This is a genomic window from Peribacillus sp. GL_122 (genome assembly GCF_057835005.1).
Window position 1 is genome coordinate 4,347,907 of record NZ_CM174415.1, and the last position, 17,053, is coordinate 4,364,959.

Annotated in this window: 14 protein-coding genes; 5 read left to right on the forward strand and 9 right to left on the reverse strand. The window is 40.1% G+C overall.

The annotated features are described in order from the left end of the window. Nucleotides 1-35: 35 nt before the first annotated feature. On the reverse strand, nucleotides 36-1,676 hold the full coding sequence (locus AC3ISB_RS21015) for a PucR family transcriptional regulator (protein ID WP_489274117.1): 1,641 nt from the start codon (nucleotides 1,674-1,676) through the stop codon (nucleotides 36-38). A 425-nt stretch (nucleotides 1,677-2,101) separates the two neighbouring features. Between AC3ISB_RS21015 and AC3ISB_RS21020 the strand changes: the two genes are divergently transcribed. Continuing rightward, on the forward strand, nucleotides 2,102-3,223 hold the full coding sequence (locus AC3ISB_RS21020; RefSeq protein WP_489274119.1) for an alanine dehydrogenase: 1,122 nt from the start codon (nucleotides 2,102-2,104) through the stop codon (nucleotides 3,221-3,223). 348 nt (nucleotides 3,224-3,571) lie between these two features. Then, the gene (locus AC3ISB_RS21025) at nucleotides 3,572-4,939 is read left to right on the forward strand and encodes an APC family permease (RefSeq protein WP_489274121.1); all 1,368 of its coding nucleotides are present in this window, start codon (nucleotides 3,572-3,574) and stop codon (nucleotides 4,937-4,939) included. Nucleotides 4,940-5,165: 226 nt separating this feature from the next. On the opposite strand, the gene phnX is transcribed toward AC3ISB_RS21025, so the two are convergent. Genes phnX through AC3ISB_RS21050 form a run of 5 tightly spaced genes read right to left on the reverse strand, consistent with a single transcriptional unit; the run spans nucleotide 5,166 to nucleotide 10,465 of the window. Continuing rightward, on the reverse strand, nucleotides 5,166-5,981 hold the full coding sequence (phnX, locus tag AC3ISB_RS21030; protein ID WP_489274123.1) for a phosphonoacetaldehyde hydrolase: 816 nt from the start codon (nucleotides 5,979-5,981) through the stop codon (nucleotides 5,166-5,168). Beyond that, on the reverse strand, nucleotides 5,978-7,072 hold the full coding sequence (gene phnW / locus AC3ISB_RS21035; RefSeq protein ID WP_489274125.1) for a 2-aminoethylphosphonate--pyruvate transaminase: 1,095 nt from the start codon (nucleotides 7,070-7,072) through the stop codon (nucleotides 5,978-5,980). Before phnW ends, phnX begins: the two co-directional genes overlap by 4 nt. Nucleotides 7,073-7,097: 25 nt before the next feature. After that, nucleotides 7,098-8,090, reverse strand: coding sequence for an extracellular solute-binding protein (locus tag AC3ISB_RS21040; RefSeq protein ID WP_489274127.1), 993 nt, complete (start codon nucleotides 8,088-8,090; stop codon nucleotides 7,098-7,100). A gap of 13 nt (nucleotides 8,091-8,103) precedes the next feature. Beyond that, nucleotides 8,104-9,720: an ABC transporter permease subunit gene (locus tag AC3ISB_RS21045; protein WP_489274129.1), complete on the reverse strand. Its 1,617-nt coding sequence runs from the start codon at nucleotides 9,718-9,720 to the stop codon at nucleotides 8,104-8,106. Next, nucleotides 9,713-10,465: an ABC transporter ATP-binding protein gene (locus AC3ISB_RS21050; RefSeq protein WP_098372040.1), complete on the reverse strand. Its 753-nt coding sequence runs from the start codon at nucleotides 10,463-10,465 to the stop codon at nucleotides 9,713-9,715. Before AC3ISB_RS21050 ends, AC3ISB_RS21045 begins: the two co-directional genes overlap by 8 nt. Nucleotides 10,466-10,693: 228 nt before the next feature. Here AC3ISB_RS21050 and AC3ISB_RS21055 point away from each other — a divergent pair, with 228 nt between their 5' ends. Further along, a complete protein-coding gene (locus tag AC3ISB_RS21055; RefSeq protein ID WP_141994004.1) occupies nucleotides 10,694-11,452 on the forward strand; it encodes a DeoR/GlpR family DNA-binding transcription regulator in 759 nt (252 codons plus the stop codon). Nucleotides 11,453-11,912: 460 nt separating this feature from the next. On the opposite strand, the gene AC3ISB_RS21060 is transcribed toward AC3ISB_RS21055, so the two are convergent. Beyond that, entirely contained in the window at nucleotides 11,913-12,263 is a 351-nt protein-coding gene (locus tag AC3ISB_RS21060; protein ID WP_098372038.1) for a hypothetical protein, read from the reverse strand. A 525-nt stretch (nucleotides 12,264-12,788) separates the two neighbouring features. Between AC3ISB_RS21060 and AC3ISB_RS21065 the strand changes: the two genes are divergently transcribed. Next, nucleotides 12,789-13,010: a DeoR family transcriptional regulator gene (locus AC3ISB_RS21065; protein WP_034309346.1), complete on the forward strand. Its 222-nt coding sequence runs from the start codon at nucleotides 12,789-12,791 to the stop codon at nucleotides 13,008-13,010. Between the two features lie 85 nt (nucleotides 13,011-13,095). On the opposite strand, the gene AC3ISB_RS21070 is transcribed toward AC3ISB_RS21065, so the two are convergent. Continuing rightward, a complete protein-coding gene (locus AC3ISB_RS21070; RefSeq protein WP_076364518.1) occupies nucleotides 13,096-13,818 on the reverse strand; it encodes a pseudouridine synthase in 723 nt (240 codons plus the stop codon). A 123-nt stretch (nucleotides 13,819-13,941) separates the two neighbouring features. Beyond that, nucleotides 13,942-15,543 (reverse strand): putative polysaccharide biosynthesis protein, encoded by a 1,602-nt coding sequence (locus AC3ISB_RS21075; RefSeq protein ID WP_141993981.1) that lies wholly within the window; start codon nucleotides 15,541-15,543, stop codon nucleotides 13,942-13,944. A 205-nt stretch (nucleotides 15,544-15,748) separates the two neighbouring features. Here AC3ISB_RS21075 and AC3ISB_RS21080 point away from each other — a divergent pair, with 205 nt between their 5' ends. Next, nucleotides 15,749-17,014 (forward strand): BaiN/RdsA family NAD(P)/FAD-dependent oxidoreductase, encoded by a 1,266-nt coding sequence (locus AC3ISB_RS21080; protein WP_489274133.1) that lies wholly within the window; start codon nucleotides 15,749-15,751, stop codon nucleotides 17,012-17,014. The last annotated feature ends 39 nt before the right edge of the window (nucleotides 17,015-17,053 follow it).

Here is a 17,053-nt window from a genome sequence, read left to right on the forward strand (position 1 = left end):
GGACTTAACATCGCCCCGTGGTTGCCGGTTGATAACTACTTCGTAGGTACTCCCACTTGTTGTATGAGTTGATATGCTTTCAAAGCCATTTCAACGTTTAATCTGTTCTCCGGCATATCAAAATCAAGATCAAGAACCTTTTTTATTTTTTCCAGCCGATGATAGAGTGTTTGTCTTACAATATGTAATTTTTGAGCAGTAAGCTTCTTTGAGCGATCAAGCTCAAAGTATTTTGCTAAAGTCAGAAGCAATTCCGTTCCATAATCCTTATCATAGGATATTAAAGGAGAGAGATAGTCTTCAATAAAATGGGCTGTATCTTGATCATGTTGAATTAATTGTATCAACCGAAAGATGCCAAGGTCTTCGTAAAAGGCACTTGTTGAAAACGTACGATAATTTAAAGCTAACTGCGCTTCTCGATAACCAGTATGAGCATCCAAAAGTAACTGGTATTGTCGCCCAACGCCTATACGGATTTGGCTAGATTCACCTTCTTTAACATATAGCAAGGCATCGATCACTTTCAAGAAGCGTGCCTTAGAAGAATCGGCAGTTCCGAGATCAATAGCTAATACAATAATTTGATTTCTTATTGAGGTGATATAGGGTGTAAAAGAATATTTTGCGAACCCAGATCGAATTTTTAAAGAATAATGATATATAGCAGATTCATTTTCTTCATCCGATAAACTTAATGAAGAAGGATGAAAAACATCTTCGATATCAACGATTGCAATTCGATAATGTATAGAAGCGTGCTTAGATTTTAACGAAATAAATCCCCTTGCTTGTTCCTCATTATTGATGCGTCTAAAAAGTAAATCATTTAGCCATGTAGATTCTAAACGTAATCGTTTTTCGTCCAAATAATGTTTGCGCAGTAAGTCTTGTGAGATTGCTAGAGAAGCACGATCAAGGATTAGGAAATCGAATTCATCCGATTCACGATCTAAAACCATAACAAGGTACGCCCAGATTTGATCCATTGCCCCGATCGGTTGGAGAAGAATAGTATGGTTTAATGCCTTCCATTCAACGGGCGAATCATTTGTAATTCGGTCTTGCCAGTGTTCTTTATCTTCATAAATGGTTTGAAGTAGCTGTTCCATGAATTCATTTTTCAATCCTGGAATCGAAAAAGGTGTTCCATCAATAGGAAGATAGATAATTGGTGCTTCTGTCTTCTGTTGCAACAACTTTAAAATATTTGATAACCCATGAGTAGTGAGTGACAATGAATGGAACTTTCTTGATATCGAATCTAATGTAACCAACTTCTCATGATGAGCATTAATGATAAACGAATGTAGATCCTGTGCTATTTCAACGAAATTTATGAATTCTTTGAAAATAATAATCGGAAAGTTATACTCATTTGCCATCTCGATCATTTCATTAGGGACCTTTTCGAAGTGGTGTCCAAGTTCTATACATAAACATGAGGCGTTGCGTTCGATAAGATTTAACAAAAATGAAGTATTAGAGGAGTCTCTCCATTCAAACCCAAATCCGGTGGAGAGTATCAGTTCCCCTCCCTGAAAGATGGTATCATCAAAAAACGGGATTTCAAGGACATGTGTCCATTTCACTTGACGGTGCAACCCGTTAGCCCCCGCAACTACCTCCGTCTTTAAAAAGAGTGAGCGCTTAAGAACATCTTGTACTGTAAGCATGTGTACCTCCTCATTTAATAATTGTTAGCTGTATCATTTTATTATAACTATACTAGAAAGTCTAAGCCCATAAAATATGGATCTGTATCTCGTTTAACCCCAAGTAATGTTCTTTTACATGCTTTAATGAAATACCTCAATCAACCTGATAATCTTTTATAATTTCCACCATTTTTCATCAGTTATATGTGTGCATGAACGATGAAGTACTGAAACTTAAAACGACCAAAACATTAGATAAACAATGGAAAAATTATCACTTTTTCACCAAAGCTATATTCATAAAAGTACAAAATGACCAAAAGTGCTTGGTTAAAAAAAAACTAATATACATTTAACCTCGTGTCTAATGAAAGGGTTATCATTTCCCTGTAAGATTTTAGAATGTTCAATAAATTAAATACAATTAAAAAGGAGAATGAACAATGATAGTAGGAGTTCCTAAAGAATTAAAAACCGCAGAGACTAGAGTGGGATTAAATCCATCATGGGTAAAAAAATTAACAGCTTTCGGTCATGAAGTACTAATACAAAGCATGGCAGGTGAAGCTAGTGGTTTTTGTGACGAGAAATATATTTTGGCTGGAGCAAAAATAGTAAACACGATTGACGAAATTTATGAGAAGGCAGAATTTGTTGTTAAAGTGAAGGAGCTTCAACCATATGAATATGGCCTTCTTAAAGAAAATCAAATGATAATGGCATGGTTTCATTTGGCGGAAGATGTAAATCATGAGATGACACAGGCATTACTAGATAAAAAAGCAATTTCAATATCAATGGAATTAATCGTTTTACCTGATGGGACAAGACCTACGATTAAACCAATGAGTGAAATTGCAGGAACATTGGCAATGCTTGAAGCAGTCAAATATGCTCAATATGGTTATGGTGGAAAAGGAATACTTCTCCGGAAACTGGCCGGTTTACCGTCGAGCAAAGTATTCATACTTGGTGGTGGCAATGCTGGACTCAATACTGCGCAAGTTGCTGTGGGCCTTGGATTGAATGTAACGATCATGGAAGCCTCAATGAAACGCATCGATTATTTGAAGAATCAGTTGCCACAGGTGGACATTTTGTGTTGGGATAAAGATATGATGTTCGAAGAACTTATTCAAAGTGATGTTTTAATTAATACAATTTATCCGATGCCAGGGGTAACCGAACCTCTCATTACACGAGAGATGGTCAGTAAGATGCAACCTAATTCTATCATTATTGATATTGCAGGAACGGGTATAATTGAAACCTCACGTTATACGACTTTAGAGGAACCAGTTTACTACGAACAAGAAGTCCTACATTACTGTGTCCCGAATATGCCGGCTCTATGTCCACAAACCTCGACAAACATGATGCTGATGACAACCGGCCCATATATTATGGACATTGCGAATAATGGTTTGAAAGAGGTTATAGAAAATGATGTAATAGTAAGAAATTGTATCAGCACTTTAAACGGTGAAATTGTTCATCACGAAGTTGGGATCAATCATAACATGCCTTATACAGAAATTAAAACGGAGTTACTATTGTCCAAATAATAAAGCGTCCTTAGAGTTATCTCATATTCTTAGTTTTTCTATTGATTAGAAATCAGTATTCACGTTGAACAAGTCACTACTAAAGAAATTACAGGAGTCCGTAAAGATGCCAGTGAGAAGATTTTTGCAGGAATTATCATTGTTGTTCTGCAGACGGAATTCCTTACGGGGAACGGGAAAATAAGTTCTACACAACAAGTTCATGGATAATTCAAAGCAGGCTCCCTAGCATCTTTCTGACTTTTATATGATTTCTAGAAAACCACGTATTAAAAAAGCTTTGGAAGTAATAATTTGAATCCCATTTATTATAAAAGTTAAATCAGGTAAAAGAGGTGAGTATTTTACATGACAAATTTAAGGAAAACAGATAGAACACTGACACTCATTCCAGTTGTGTTGTTTGGCTTTTCATTTATGGGGTTAACCACAGCTTTTACTACGTATGGTATTGCGGCTAATATTTCTCACGGTACGGTTCCGGGGGCAATGATAGTTGCTCTAGTGGTAATGATGTTTACTGCTTACAGTTATGGGAAAATGGCAATTGCGTTTCCATCTTCCGGTTCTGCTTATGTTTATACGCAAAAATCGATCAATCCCTCTGTTGGATTTCTTGTCGGATGGGTGATCTTAATGGATTATTTATTTATGCCAATGGTAAATTATTTAGTATTTGGTATTTTTTTCTCAGCAGCCTTTCCTTCCATTCCAAGTTACATCTGGATTGTAGGTATGCTGGTGCTCGTCACTTTTATTAATATTAAAGGATTGAAGTTTGCCACAAATGTAAACGCATTCATAACGATTTTCGCTCTACTTTTTATCCTTATCTTTATAGGTTTTTCTATTAAGGAAATTTTTATGGGCGAAAGCACGGCAACTCTTTTATCTCTTGAGCCATTCTATAATTCGAAAGAACCCTTTTCTTATACAATAGCTGGAGCAGCATTATTATGCTTTTGTTTCCTTGGGTTTGAATCAGTTACAGCGTTTGCGGAAGAGACAGTGAACCCTAAGAAAACAATTCCCCGAGCTATTATTTTAATTACCCTTGGTGGTGGTTTAATCTTTACAAGTGTTTCATATTTCTCGTATCTTGTATGGCCAGAGTATAACACATTTAATAATCCTGATTCGGCTGCCTATGAAATTATTAAACTTGTTGGTGGAAAGGTGATGTACTCAATATATCTTGCGCTTTACGCATTAGCTGTATTGGGTAGTGCCATGTCGTCCCAGGCAAGTGCATCACGAGTCCTCTATACGATGGGGCGCGATGGACAGTTTCCTAAAAAGTTCTTTGGTACCCTGCATCCGAGATATAGGACACCCGTAAATAATATACTGATCATTAGTTCTGTCTCTTTGCTTGCTTTATTTTTAAGTTTAGATCTTGTAGCATCATTTATTAATTTCGGGGCGTTTCTTGCGTATACTTGTGTTAATATTTCCGTAATTGCTCATTATTATATTAGAAATAGAGAACGTTCGGTAAAAGGAACTGTCTTATATTTAATTGTTCCTATTATTGGAGCTGCTCTTGATCTTTTACTACTTGTGAATCTTGATGTGCACTCAAAAATACTTGGAGTAAGTTGGTTAATAATAGGCATCATTTATTTACTTGTATTGACAAAAGGACTTAAAAAACAGCCACCAGAATTGAAAATCGAAGAAAATTATGATGTAGATTTAAAAAGCCAAGATGCTTAAAAATAAGATAAAAATACAGTTTAGACACGACTATTGTCGGTATGAGACCCACAGGTCATTACTGGATTAATCTATCGAATGGTTATCTAACGAAAAGATTGATCGCGTAAGTCTATCCTCACCTTGTAAAATGAAAAAAAATCGAGATAACACTCAGTGAAAAAGTGCAGCAATCCCTCATTCCTACTCAAGGATGAAAGATGCTGCACTTTTCTGGCACTGAATGTTAGCTTGAATGAGGTCTTTTCCCTTCTGTTAAAAGAAGGTTGATTCGATCTATGAGTTCAGGCAGTTCCTCGATCGTTTTGATGGTGAAGTCTGCCCCGTTTTGCATAAAGGTATCTGCCGTTTTAGAGATGAGATTTTGTTTATCTCGTTCTGGTAAACTTGTATACTCATTCAAACTCAATCCCATCTCGGAGCTTCCGACAATGATTCCGACCGACCATACCCCAGCATTGACTCCCTCTTGCATATCGGAAATGGTATCTCCTACCTTCACTACCTTCCATGATGCGGTTAACTTCAATTCTTCCATATTCCGATATATCATGTAAGGATAAGGCCTTCCAATCGAATGGGTTGCATCCGGGGTGACATGAAAATCCGGCCGATACCCTTTTTTCAAAGCATTTGCTACGACGACCTCCATCATTGTATCCGTATAACCTGTTGTCGACCCAATCTTCAGGCCACGATTTCTTAACGCTTCCACTGTCTCGATAACCCCTGGTATTGGATCTGTATAATCCGCCAATGACATCATCAGTGCCGGTTCGAATTCAGCATATAGTTTTTCAACGTCTTCCTCATTGAATGGTCTTCCGTATTGTTCTTCCCATAACGAAGATATCCTTGGCATGGTCAGCATCGCACGAATATGGTCGATTTTCAGCATGCCCATCGGCGCTCTGGCCTCTTCCATCGTCACGTTTAGTCCAGCATTCTTAAAAATATCCACAAAAACATTCACTGGTGCAAAACATCCAAAATCCACAGCTGTTCCAGCCCAATCCAAAATGATTCCCTCTACCTTATTCATACTGTCACCACTTTCATATATTTTTCTACGATTCTGCCAAGTTCCTCGATATCTTCTTCATGGATTTCGCCAATATTGCCGATTCGGAATGTATCTATGTCAGTCAGCTTTCCGGGGTATATTACGTAGCCCCTCTCTTTGATAAAATTGTAGAAGTCCCCAAAATCAAAGGTTTCATCAGGAAAAAGGAATGTTGTAATGATGGGCGATTGTTTATCAGGTGAGATATACGCATGAATGCCCAATTTACCCATCAGCTCCCTCAGCCTAACATTATTATTTTTATAGCGGGCGAATCTGGCTGGAATGCCGCCTTCTTCCGTTAATTCTTCCAACGCTTTAGCAAACGCGGCCACTACATGTGTCGGAGATGTGAAACGCCATTTCCCATCCTTGTCCATCTCTTTCCACTGATCATATAAATCCAGGGACAAACTGCGGGCATAGCCTTCACATGCCAACAATTTATCAAGCTTCGCAATGACGAAACCAAAACCAGGGATTCCTTGAATGCATTTATTTGCACTGCTGATCAAATAATCAATTCCAAGTTCAGGTACATTCATGTCTACTCCGCCAAAGCTGCTCATCGCATCAATAATCAAGGTTTTCCCTTGTTCCTTTGATATCTTCGAAACCATTTCTATCGGATTTAAAATCCCTGTCGTCGTTTCACAATGAACCATTGCAATATGTGTGATGTCACTATCATCCAGTAAGATGTTCCGGATTTCAGTCTCCTTTGGAAATTCATTGTACTCAACGCCATATTCCACATGATTCAGTCCGATGCACTCGGCCATTTTCACAATCCTTTTTCCATATGCGCCATTCGTTATGATCAGCACTTTATCGGATTTTGAAAGTGCAGTCGTCAGCACAGATTCCACAACAAACGATCCGCTTCCCTGCATAAGTACAGCCGTATATTCTCCGTTTGCAGCATATGCCAATTCAAGAAGCTGGGCTCTGATTTTTTGCGTGATTTCTTTATAATCATTTTCCCACGTACAGCGGTCAACAAGCATTTCCTGTTTCACCGTACTTGTAGTGGTCAGCGGTCCAGGCGTTAAAAGTTTATATGTATTCATTTTCCTTCACTCCTCACTGTATTTATCATTGTGCTGATTTAAAGAACTCTTGATGCTGTTTTAATAATTCGACCGTTAGAGGCTGCTTGTATTTCTTAGGGTGGGCCGGTTTGTTCTTTTCCGTTACTTTTTCACCTTCATAAAGTGCGACCGGGTAATGTTTCAACAGTTCTTTTCTAGCATCTTTACTGATCGTTTCCGCCATTTTCATTGCTAAACTTGTTTTTGCTTCATTATCTTTATTCACGACAGCTACGGATTCCGTGTAGGAGAAATTCCCCTCTGTCGGATCGACAAACTTGATCGGTAAGCCCGACTCTTTAGCCATCACGGCCTGATAGCGTAAACCAAAACCGGCAGCCACTTCCCCTGCTTGCACTTTATTGATTGGACCTGAACCTGAGCTCTCAAGATGCGGACCGCTATTTGCTATTAAGTCATGGAGAACCTTTTTCCCTTCTGCGTCACCGTATTGACTGATAATTGCTTGAACTAACAGCCACCCAGTTGAAGAGTCCAGGATGTTAGGAATTGAAACGAGCCCTTTATATTCCGGCTTTGTTAAGTCCTTAATCGTGGTCGGCATCGGCAGGCCTTTTTGTTTGAGAACTTCCGTATTCACAAAAATGGAACCGGTATTTGCCAAGATCGGCGTATAATAGGCTGGATTTTGTTCCAATGCTTTTGTACTGAATGACAGGTCCTTAAACATGGAGTGCTGTTCTTGTGCACTTTCGATGAAATAGGAACTCATCGTCACGACATCAGCCTCGATTTCAGCCCCTTCTGCCAGCAGTTTCCCTCCTAATTCAGATGTGCCTAATGATTGAAGGACATATTTCCCTTCGTATCCGGCATCTTTCAGTGAAGTCTCCATTGCTGCAGTGGCTTCTTCATCACCATTCGTATAAATGACCACTTTTTCCTCATCTGCTTTGCCGCTGTTACGGCCCACCAATACAAATACCAAACCTAAAGCAACTAGAGACAGTAAGGCTATCTTCATCGTTTTAAACATAATATCCCCCTCATTAATGTTTGAATTGTCTTTTTTGATAATGATCACAAAGCAGCTTCACGACTAGATTTGTAAAAAAGATAAGTAAAGACAGGATGAATATTTCATTGAATTTGGCAAAATGCTGAAGCTCTTTAATTTTACTGGCCACCAATGTGGTTTGGGCGGTGACCAAAAAGATGATTCCGCTGATCGTCACCATACTATTGATGAAATAGTAGCTGAACATCTCAATGACCGTGGATGCCGAGTTAGGCAGGATGACACGATAGATTGTCCTGATCCAGCTATCCCCTAATAGATTCCCGGTGGTTTCCCAAGCAGGGTTCATTTTGGATAAAGAGTTCTTCGCCATTAAATAGGGTGTCGTAAAGAAATGGACCATGTTACATAGAATGATGATGGCAAAGGTCCCCTTCCAGCTGCTGCCGTTGAACAGCAGCAAATACGATAAACCCAACACCATTCCCGGTACTGTATTCGTCAACATCGAAATGACATCCATTGACGATTTCCCCCTAAGTGGCGTCCGGACATTCAAAACAGCCGAGCTAAAGGCGATGAACGTTCCCAGTACGGCCGTCATCAAGGCGACGAATAAGGAGTTTTTATAGACTGCCGTTAAATCGCTCGATTGGAATGTGTCGATAAAGTGCTTAAAGGTGAACGAGAGATCGTAAGGGAAACTAATTAAAAATGGTGCAATGAACATGACCGCAAATACTGAAAACATCCCTATTAAGACCAGCAGCGAGATACCCCCAAAACATATATCCCTCCCTTTGTGCTGCGTCAATTCGATATAGCTGAACTTATCATAATGAAAGTTCAGTTTTTCGAGATAGTTTAATAGGAAAACACTGAATACTACCGGAATGAGCATGAGAATGGCAATCACTGCACCATTATTGAAATCAGGGATCGAACCTAGCATGACTTGATACAGTTGCGTCGCAACAACGGAGTAAGTCCCGCCGACTGAAGCCGGTATCCCAAAATCGGTAAAGCTCAAGATGAAGGAAAGTACAAAAGCTCCACCCAAAGTTCCCGCCAATGGCCGTATGATCGTATTCATGAAACTTCTTATCGTTCCGTCACCCATTAATTTTGAAACGATGATGAACTTTTTATCCATGTACTTGAAGGAATTATTAATGAGAAGAAACGCTGATGGTAATGTATAAATCACATAACCTATCAATAATCCATTAAATCCGTATATATCGAATAGATTCCTTCCAAAAATCTTCGTTATGATCCCTTGATTGCCGAAAGAGTAGATGATCGCAAACCCGAATGTGATTGTCGGCAGCAGCATCGGAATTAGGATCCCTGTTTTAATTACACTTTTTAATGGCCTATATAATCGGGTGCAATGGATGGAATAGGCCAGGAAAAAGGCTAAAACGGTCGTAATGACGGCTGTGAGACCTGAGATTTTCACGCTGTTTCCAAATGACTTCATCAGCTCTGCATTTGAAAGCACCGTTAGATAATTCGAGAGATTGATTCCATCAGCCGTTTCAAAAGAACGGACGAACAATGTGCCAATCGGCAAGAAAAGAAAAGCGGCAAATAGCAGTAAGATAGGTATATAAATGACTCTCATTGCCGGTTTTACATCAGGCATACTTTTCACCGAATAAGTTATAAATATTTTCTCTCTTGATCTCCAGTTGCTTAAGAATGAATTGCTTAACAAAATCATTGGCTGGCTGATTGATGATTTCTTGTGGTGATCCAAATTGAGAAATATTCCCTTGATTAATGATCAAAATTTTATCGGACATCGTCAAAGCCTCTTCCGGGTCATGTGTCACTATGATCGTCGTCAGCTTATATTCCCGGGCAATGGATTTGATGCGTTCCTTTATCGATTCCTTGATCACACCATCCAAAGCACTCAGTGGCTCATCAAGTAATAAGATCTTCGGTTTCATTACAAGAGTCCTTGCGATCGAAACCCTTTGTTTCTGACCCCCGGATAATTCGCTGATCCTTTTTTTCAAATGCGGTGTCAATTCCAGGAAATCGATGTATTCCTGTAGCTCTTCCTTGGAAACGGATCCCTTCCTGTTCCTCAATCCATAAACGATATTTTCATAGGCGTTTAAATGAGGGAAAAGAGCGTAATCCTGGAAAACGATATTAAATCCCCGGTCTTTCATGGGCACGTTACTCAAATCGACATCATTGAAAATGATTTTTCCATGATTGATACCCGTCAAGCCCAAAATTATATGTAATAAAGTAGTTTTGCCGCTTCCACTTGGTCCTAATAGTGAAACGATCTCCCCCGTTTTAATTTCAAGATTTATATTATCCAAAACTGATTTTCCATCGAATTGCTTGCTAATATTTTGTAATTTTAGCAAACCGTTCACCTCCTTTAATACACCCTTAGTATAAAAGTCATTTGTAAAACGAATTTGAGATTTTTGTAAATACTATGTAAATATTGAACACTTCTTTACTAACTTCATACTAACTTTTGACCAACTAGTGATATTTTTATCATCTACTTATTGAATATATTCATGGTACACAGTACACTTAAAATGAATATCAGGAAGAAAGATATGAAGAATAGGCGGGTGAAACTTATGCTTCCTCTTGAAAGGCAAAAGAAGATCATCGAGTTATTAACGATTAGAAAAGTTATGAAAATTGCCGAGCTTACTGAAGAACTGCAAGTTTCCATCGAAACCATCAGAAGGGATATGAACCTTCTTACAAGGCAAGGAAAAATAGAAAAGATCTACGGCGGCGTTAAACTGGTTCAATCGAAGTTTGGAGAATCGACAATAGATGAACGGATGTTCAGTCAATTAGAAGAAAAGGAAACCATCGCCCAAAAATGCAGTGAGTATATTGACGATGGTGATTGCATTTATATCGATAGTGGTTCGACAACCTATCAAATCGCTAAATATATAAAACAGAAAAAGAAACTGACCGTGATAACCAGTTCGATCCCTGTTGTAAATGAGCTCATTCATAGCGATATCGAGATCTTGATCATAGGGGGGAAAGTCAGGCAAAATGAACAATCCATTGTTGCATTTGACTACTTATTCAACTTTAGTGAATTGAATATTTCAAAGGCATTCATTTGTGCGAGTGGCATAACCGTTGAAAAAGGCATATCCGACTATAATTTAGAAGAAGCAAATACACGAAAAAAAATCATTGATTTATCTCAAGAAGTCTATGTTGCCGCTGACAGCACAAAGTTCGGGAAAGACGTGACCATCGGGATATCGTCACTGGATAAAATCGATTACATCATCACTGACGATCATGTACATAAAGATTTCATCTCTTCGTTTAAAGAGACCGACACACATTTGATTCTTTCTTAAAAGTAAGAAAAAACGGGAACTATACAGTAGTATAGTTCCCGTTTTTTTTGTTCAAGTTGCAGTTGATTTCAGAAATCCGCTCCCTTTCCGCCGACTGTCTGCCAAGCCTCCTCGACGCAAGCGTCTGTGGGGTCTCGGCTAGCCAGTTTTTCGGCAGGAGTGTCGCAAATTTCTTCAATCCAGAGAGTATTCATCCTATAAAACAGTAAAAATACGTGAAAGATAACCAAGTTTTGTTTGAAAAATGTGGTAAAAAAACCCCCTCACTAAAATCATGAGAGGGATTCGGGATGAGACCATTCCCAAATAAAAAACTGTATCCTCCATCAATGGAGTGAAACTCAGGCTATTTTCATGGCTTTGACTCTGACCGGGTCCCGGCAATTCCCATAAAGTTGAGCCAAGTATCCTACTTAAAATTCCTTTTATGCTGACATACCAGGGCATTTTCATGATCCAATTAATTTACGAATAGATATAACTTTCTATGATATTCCACAAATGCCTGCTGGTCCTTTTCCGTGTAGTCCATCCACTTTACTTTCTTGCATCTTTCCTCTAATCTCTCATTCAGTTCATCTTCTATTTCATTCATGAAACGAATGATTTCCCCATAAGGCATATTGAAATGACGGGCTGCGAGCCTGGGCGGAGAATGCTTTACCAGCAATCTCATGAATTGATCGACCGTGTCCGCCTTCGATGCAAGATAATCTTCTTCGTTCACGATGAATTCATACACTTGTTTTTTGACGCCAGAAAGTCTGGTTACTTCGTCGCGCAATAAAAACTCCATTAATCTTTCGTTCATATGGCTCTACCTCGAATTGGTTTATATTTAAATCCTTATAGATATGTATGTAAAATCTATACTGCCCGATACCTCATTATGACATCGTAACCGCAAGCCATCAAGCACCTATTACACAAAGCGTAATAATTACGATTTATGATCATTTTAAGTAAAGTAACATGTACATGCCTTAAAAGTCAACGTTCGTGTTGTGTGACATCTCGAAATGCATATTAAGCGTCCTGTATTGGCAAAATATGTTCAAGAATGGAACAACTCTTTATTAATTTTGTATATGTTTAAAGAATAATTTTGTTAAAATTTGATATAATAAATGTAATATTTAGTCAATTAGTATCTTTTCCTAGAATTTGCTTTTGCAAAGGGGTAGAATGAAGCTAATGACATCTTATTTTTTCTAAATGTTTCCGAGGAGTTATAGGGTGGGTATAGCAAGTACATAGTGACAGCTGAAATGCTGTCCGACATATCGGTTGTTTTCATTTGTTCAAAATAACAATGAAAAGAATAAGGAGTGATTTTTTGAAACCTTCAACAAATCGCATGTTAACCCGTATTAAATCCGTTTATATGTTCATTAGTAATAACGGTACGGTTTCTACTCAAGAGCTTGTAGAAGAATTTGGCATCACTCCTCGAACTGTGCAGCGCGATTTAAATGTCTTAGCATACAATGACCTTGTTCAAAGCCCAAGCCGAGGCCTTTGGACTACAACAAGTAAAAAGGTGAAGATGTCATCGTAAAAAGAACGACCACCCGAACAGGATCGATATGTAAAATACTTTGAGGCGGACAATTTTTGTCCGCCTCATTTTTTGTTTCCACATATCATTCAGCCGGTTGACCCGCCTTTAACTGTTCAAGTTCCTCCGCCGTCAACTCACGGTATTCACCAAGCTCAAGTTCCTCATCAAGCTGTAAACTCCCCATGGAAAGACGCTTTAGGTAGACGACACGTTTGCCAACGGCCTCAAACATCCGCTTCACCTGATGGAACTTCCCCTCCATGATCGTCAGCTCGATATCCGATGTCAGACCTGATTTTAAAATGTTCAATTCACCTGGTTTTGTTTCGTATCCATCATCCAAGGTCACGCCATTGCGGAATGCCTCGATATCCCGTTCCGTCACTTCGCCATCAATGACCGCAAAATATGTTTTAGGGACATGTTTCTTCGGGGAAAGCAGTTGGTGGGCAAGCTTTCCGTCATTCGTGATCAACAATAAACCTTCTGTGTCCTTATCAAGACGGCCTACAGGAAATGGCTCGAAAACCGAATCTTCCGGCTCCAAGATGTCGATGACCGTTTCTTGGTAGTTGTCTTCCGTTGCCGACAATACGCCTGGCGGTTTATTCATCATTAAATAGATGAATTCCCTATATTCAACCCGTTCACCATGAACCGTCACGATTTCCGTATCAGGGTCCACTTGTTCCTTCGGGTCCTTGAGCAGCCTGTCATTGACCTTGACGGCGCCAGATTTCAGGAGCTTTTTCACTTCTTTCCTGCTGCCATAACCAATATTGGATAAAATCTTATCAATTCTCATCGTTTCCTCCTAAAGCCTTTTCCGTAAAAAGCCTTGCCCACTTTAATGAAAGGCAAGGCCACTATATTTTAATTTGGGGATTAACCATTCAATACCCTTTTTTTTACACATCAAACTTCCAGCTTATAATCCTAATTTAGCTTTTAACCGATCGATCCGGGCACCGAACAAACGGTGGGCAAGTTTGCTTTTCAAGGCAAGCGCCGCATAAATGAGCGCTCCAAAAATTGCACAAACGGCCACGATCAAAATCGCCTGGAATCGCCCTTCCGTTGTAAGCCACAGCGATAATAAACTGTTCATGCCCCATGCAGCCAGTCCCATTATCACTGAAAAAACTGAAATCAAAACAGATCGTCTGATGGTAAGGCTGTAACGATATCCAGTAAAGTAGGTAATGATATACAAATTCAGCAGCACAGCAGCCAAGTAGCCGAATGCCGTAGCATAAACGGATCCTTCCGTTTCAAACAACTTGATCAAGGGGATATTCAAGCTCAACTTGATTAAAAAGCCCAAAAGCAGGCTGAGCACCGTATATTTTTGCTGATTGATCCCTTGTAAAATGGCCGCCGAAACGGAAAAAAGCGCAAACAAGATGGAAACGGGCGCATATGCCTTCAGGACGCTGATTCCAAGTGGATCATGGCTGTAAAAGGCACTATAGATTGGATCGGCTAGCACCGACATGCCAACGACCGCCGGTATCGTAATGAACAACAAAATTTGGAAAGCTTGGTTCAGCTGGCGGTTTAACTCTTCCGAATCCTCGCTTACATATGCCTTCGTCACCGAAGGGAGAAGCGCCATTGAAAACCCGGTTGCAAGCGTCATCGGAATCAAGACAAGCTTCTGGGCATATACATTCAACACCCCAAGGGCATCTTCTGCGACATGCTGCAGCCCGATGGACGACATCGCCTTATTGAAAGACAATAAGTCCGCAAACTGAAACAATGGCATCGCGATTCCGACGAATATGAAAGGAATCGACGATAGAAATATTTCTTTATAGATCTCCTTCAGGGAAATTTCCATCGTCCCCCGGTCTTTCTTCATCAAGCTGTCCAAATGGGGTTTTTGTTTTTTCCAATACCAAAATAACACTACTAAACCGCCGACAGCCCCGACCGTCGCCGCGAAGGTAGCCATTTGGATGGCTCTCACTAACTCTCCATCAAGGACATTCAAAACAACATACACACCAGCCAAAAGGAACACGATGCGGACAATTTGTTCGATAACTTGAGATATGGCCGTTGGCTCCATCGCTTCATGACCTTGAAAGAAGCCGCGGATGATGCTCATGAACGGTACAAAAATCAAGGCGAAGCTGACTGCCCGTATGATCTCCGTGACAGCTTCGACATCTTCCTGCTTGACCCCAAAGACTCCAGTGAACATCGGTGCCATCGTATAGAGAATCAAAAAAGCAAGAAAACCGGTGACAACCATTAATTTCAGACTCGATTTAAATAACTTCTCACCGACGGCGTACTCCTCGAGCGCATTATACTTCGAAATGAATTTAGAAACAGCAAGCGGCATGCCTGCCGTTGCAAAGCTAATGAAAATGGTATATGGAACGTACCCATATTGATAAAGGGTAGCCCCTTTATTCCCAACCATATGTTCAAATGGGATGACGTAAAATAAACCAAGTACCTTGGAAATAATCGCTCCCAGCGTTAATATAAAAGCCCCTTTTAAAAACTTAGATGACATCTAATCCCTTCCTGCCTCTGTCAGTTACGTTTCACACGCTCTTTATCTTATCATATTAAAGTATTTTTTCTATAGAAAACTACAATCAAGTTTATCGTTTTCGAAGATAATACACAAACAAATAATTCCTTTTTTTCTACATTCGCAATCTGACGGGCTCTTGCTATATAATGAAGGGACTGAAAATGATAAAGTGGTGATCAATTTGAAATATGATGTAGTGGTAATTGGCGGCGGTCCTTCCGGATTGATGGCAGCAATAGCAGCCGGGGAAAAAGGGGCCAATGTCTTGTTAGTGGATAAGGGCGAGAAGCTTGGCAGGAAGCTTGCCATCTCGGGCGGCGGACGCTGCAACGTGACGAACAGGCTCTCAATCGATGAAATCATTCAGCATATCCCTGGAAACGGGCGATTTCTATACAGTGCTTTCTCAGAGTTCAATAATGAAGACATTATTCAATTCTTTGAAAAATTGGGCGTGGCCCTTAAAGAAGAGGACCATGGCCGGATGTTCCCTGTCAACGATAAAGCGCAAAGTGTCGTGGATGCCCTTCTGACGCGCCTGTCTAATTTAAAAGTAACGATTTATAAGAACTCTCCAGTTGCGGAAGTTCTCTATGAACATGGAAAAACAAGCGGTGTCCGGTTAAAAGATGGACAGACCATTGATACAGATGCAGTCGTGATTGCAGTCGGCGGGAAATCAGTTCCCCACACCGGTTCAACCGGCGACGGCTACGCATGGGCTAAAAAGGCGGGGCATACGATTACCGAACTGTTCCCAACTGAAGTTCCCGTACTTAGCCATGAAACATTCATTAAAGATCGCACACTTCAAGGTCTCGCACTTCGCGATGTTTCATTGAGTGTCCTTAATCCAAAGGGCAAGGCCCTGATCACACACCGAATGGATATGCTCTTCACCCATTTTGGCGTCTCCGGTCCAGCTGTTCTAAGATGCAGCCAATTCGTCGTGAAAGCGATGAAAAAATGGAACCTGTCGGAAGTGACAATGAAACTCGATGCCCTGCCGGACCGAAACAAGGAAGAGGTCTTTCAAGACATCATGAAGGAAATCAAAGCCGAACCGAAAAAAGCCATAAAAAATACCTTAAAAGGTTTAGTTCCTGAACGATACCTTCACTTTCTGCTTGAGCGAAGCGGCATCGAACTTCAAGAACAAGGAGCGACGATATCAAATGAAAAAATCCGCCGCTTTGCAGAGTTATGCAAGGACTTCCAATTCGGAGTACACGGCACCCAGCCGCTAGAAAAAGCCTTCGTAACGGGCGGCGGCGTAACCGTCAAAGAAATACACCCAAAAGAAATGGCATCCAAACTGATGGACGGACTGTATTTCTGCGGTGAAATTCTGGATATACACGGATACACAGGCGGCTATAATATCACATCGGCATTAGTAACAGGAAGACTCGCCGGTATGAATGCTGCCATGTATGCCCGTTCATAATTCCTAAAAAGAGGCTGATCCAAGCGGATCAGCCTCTTT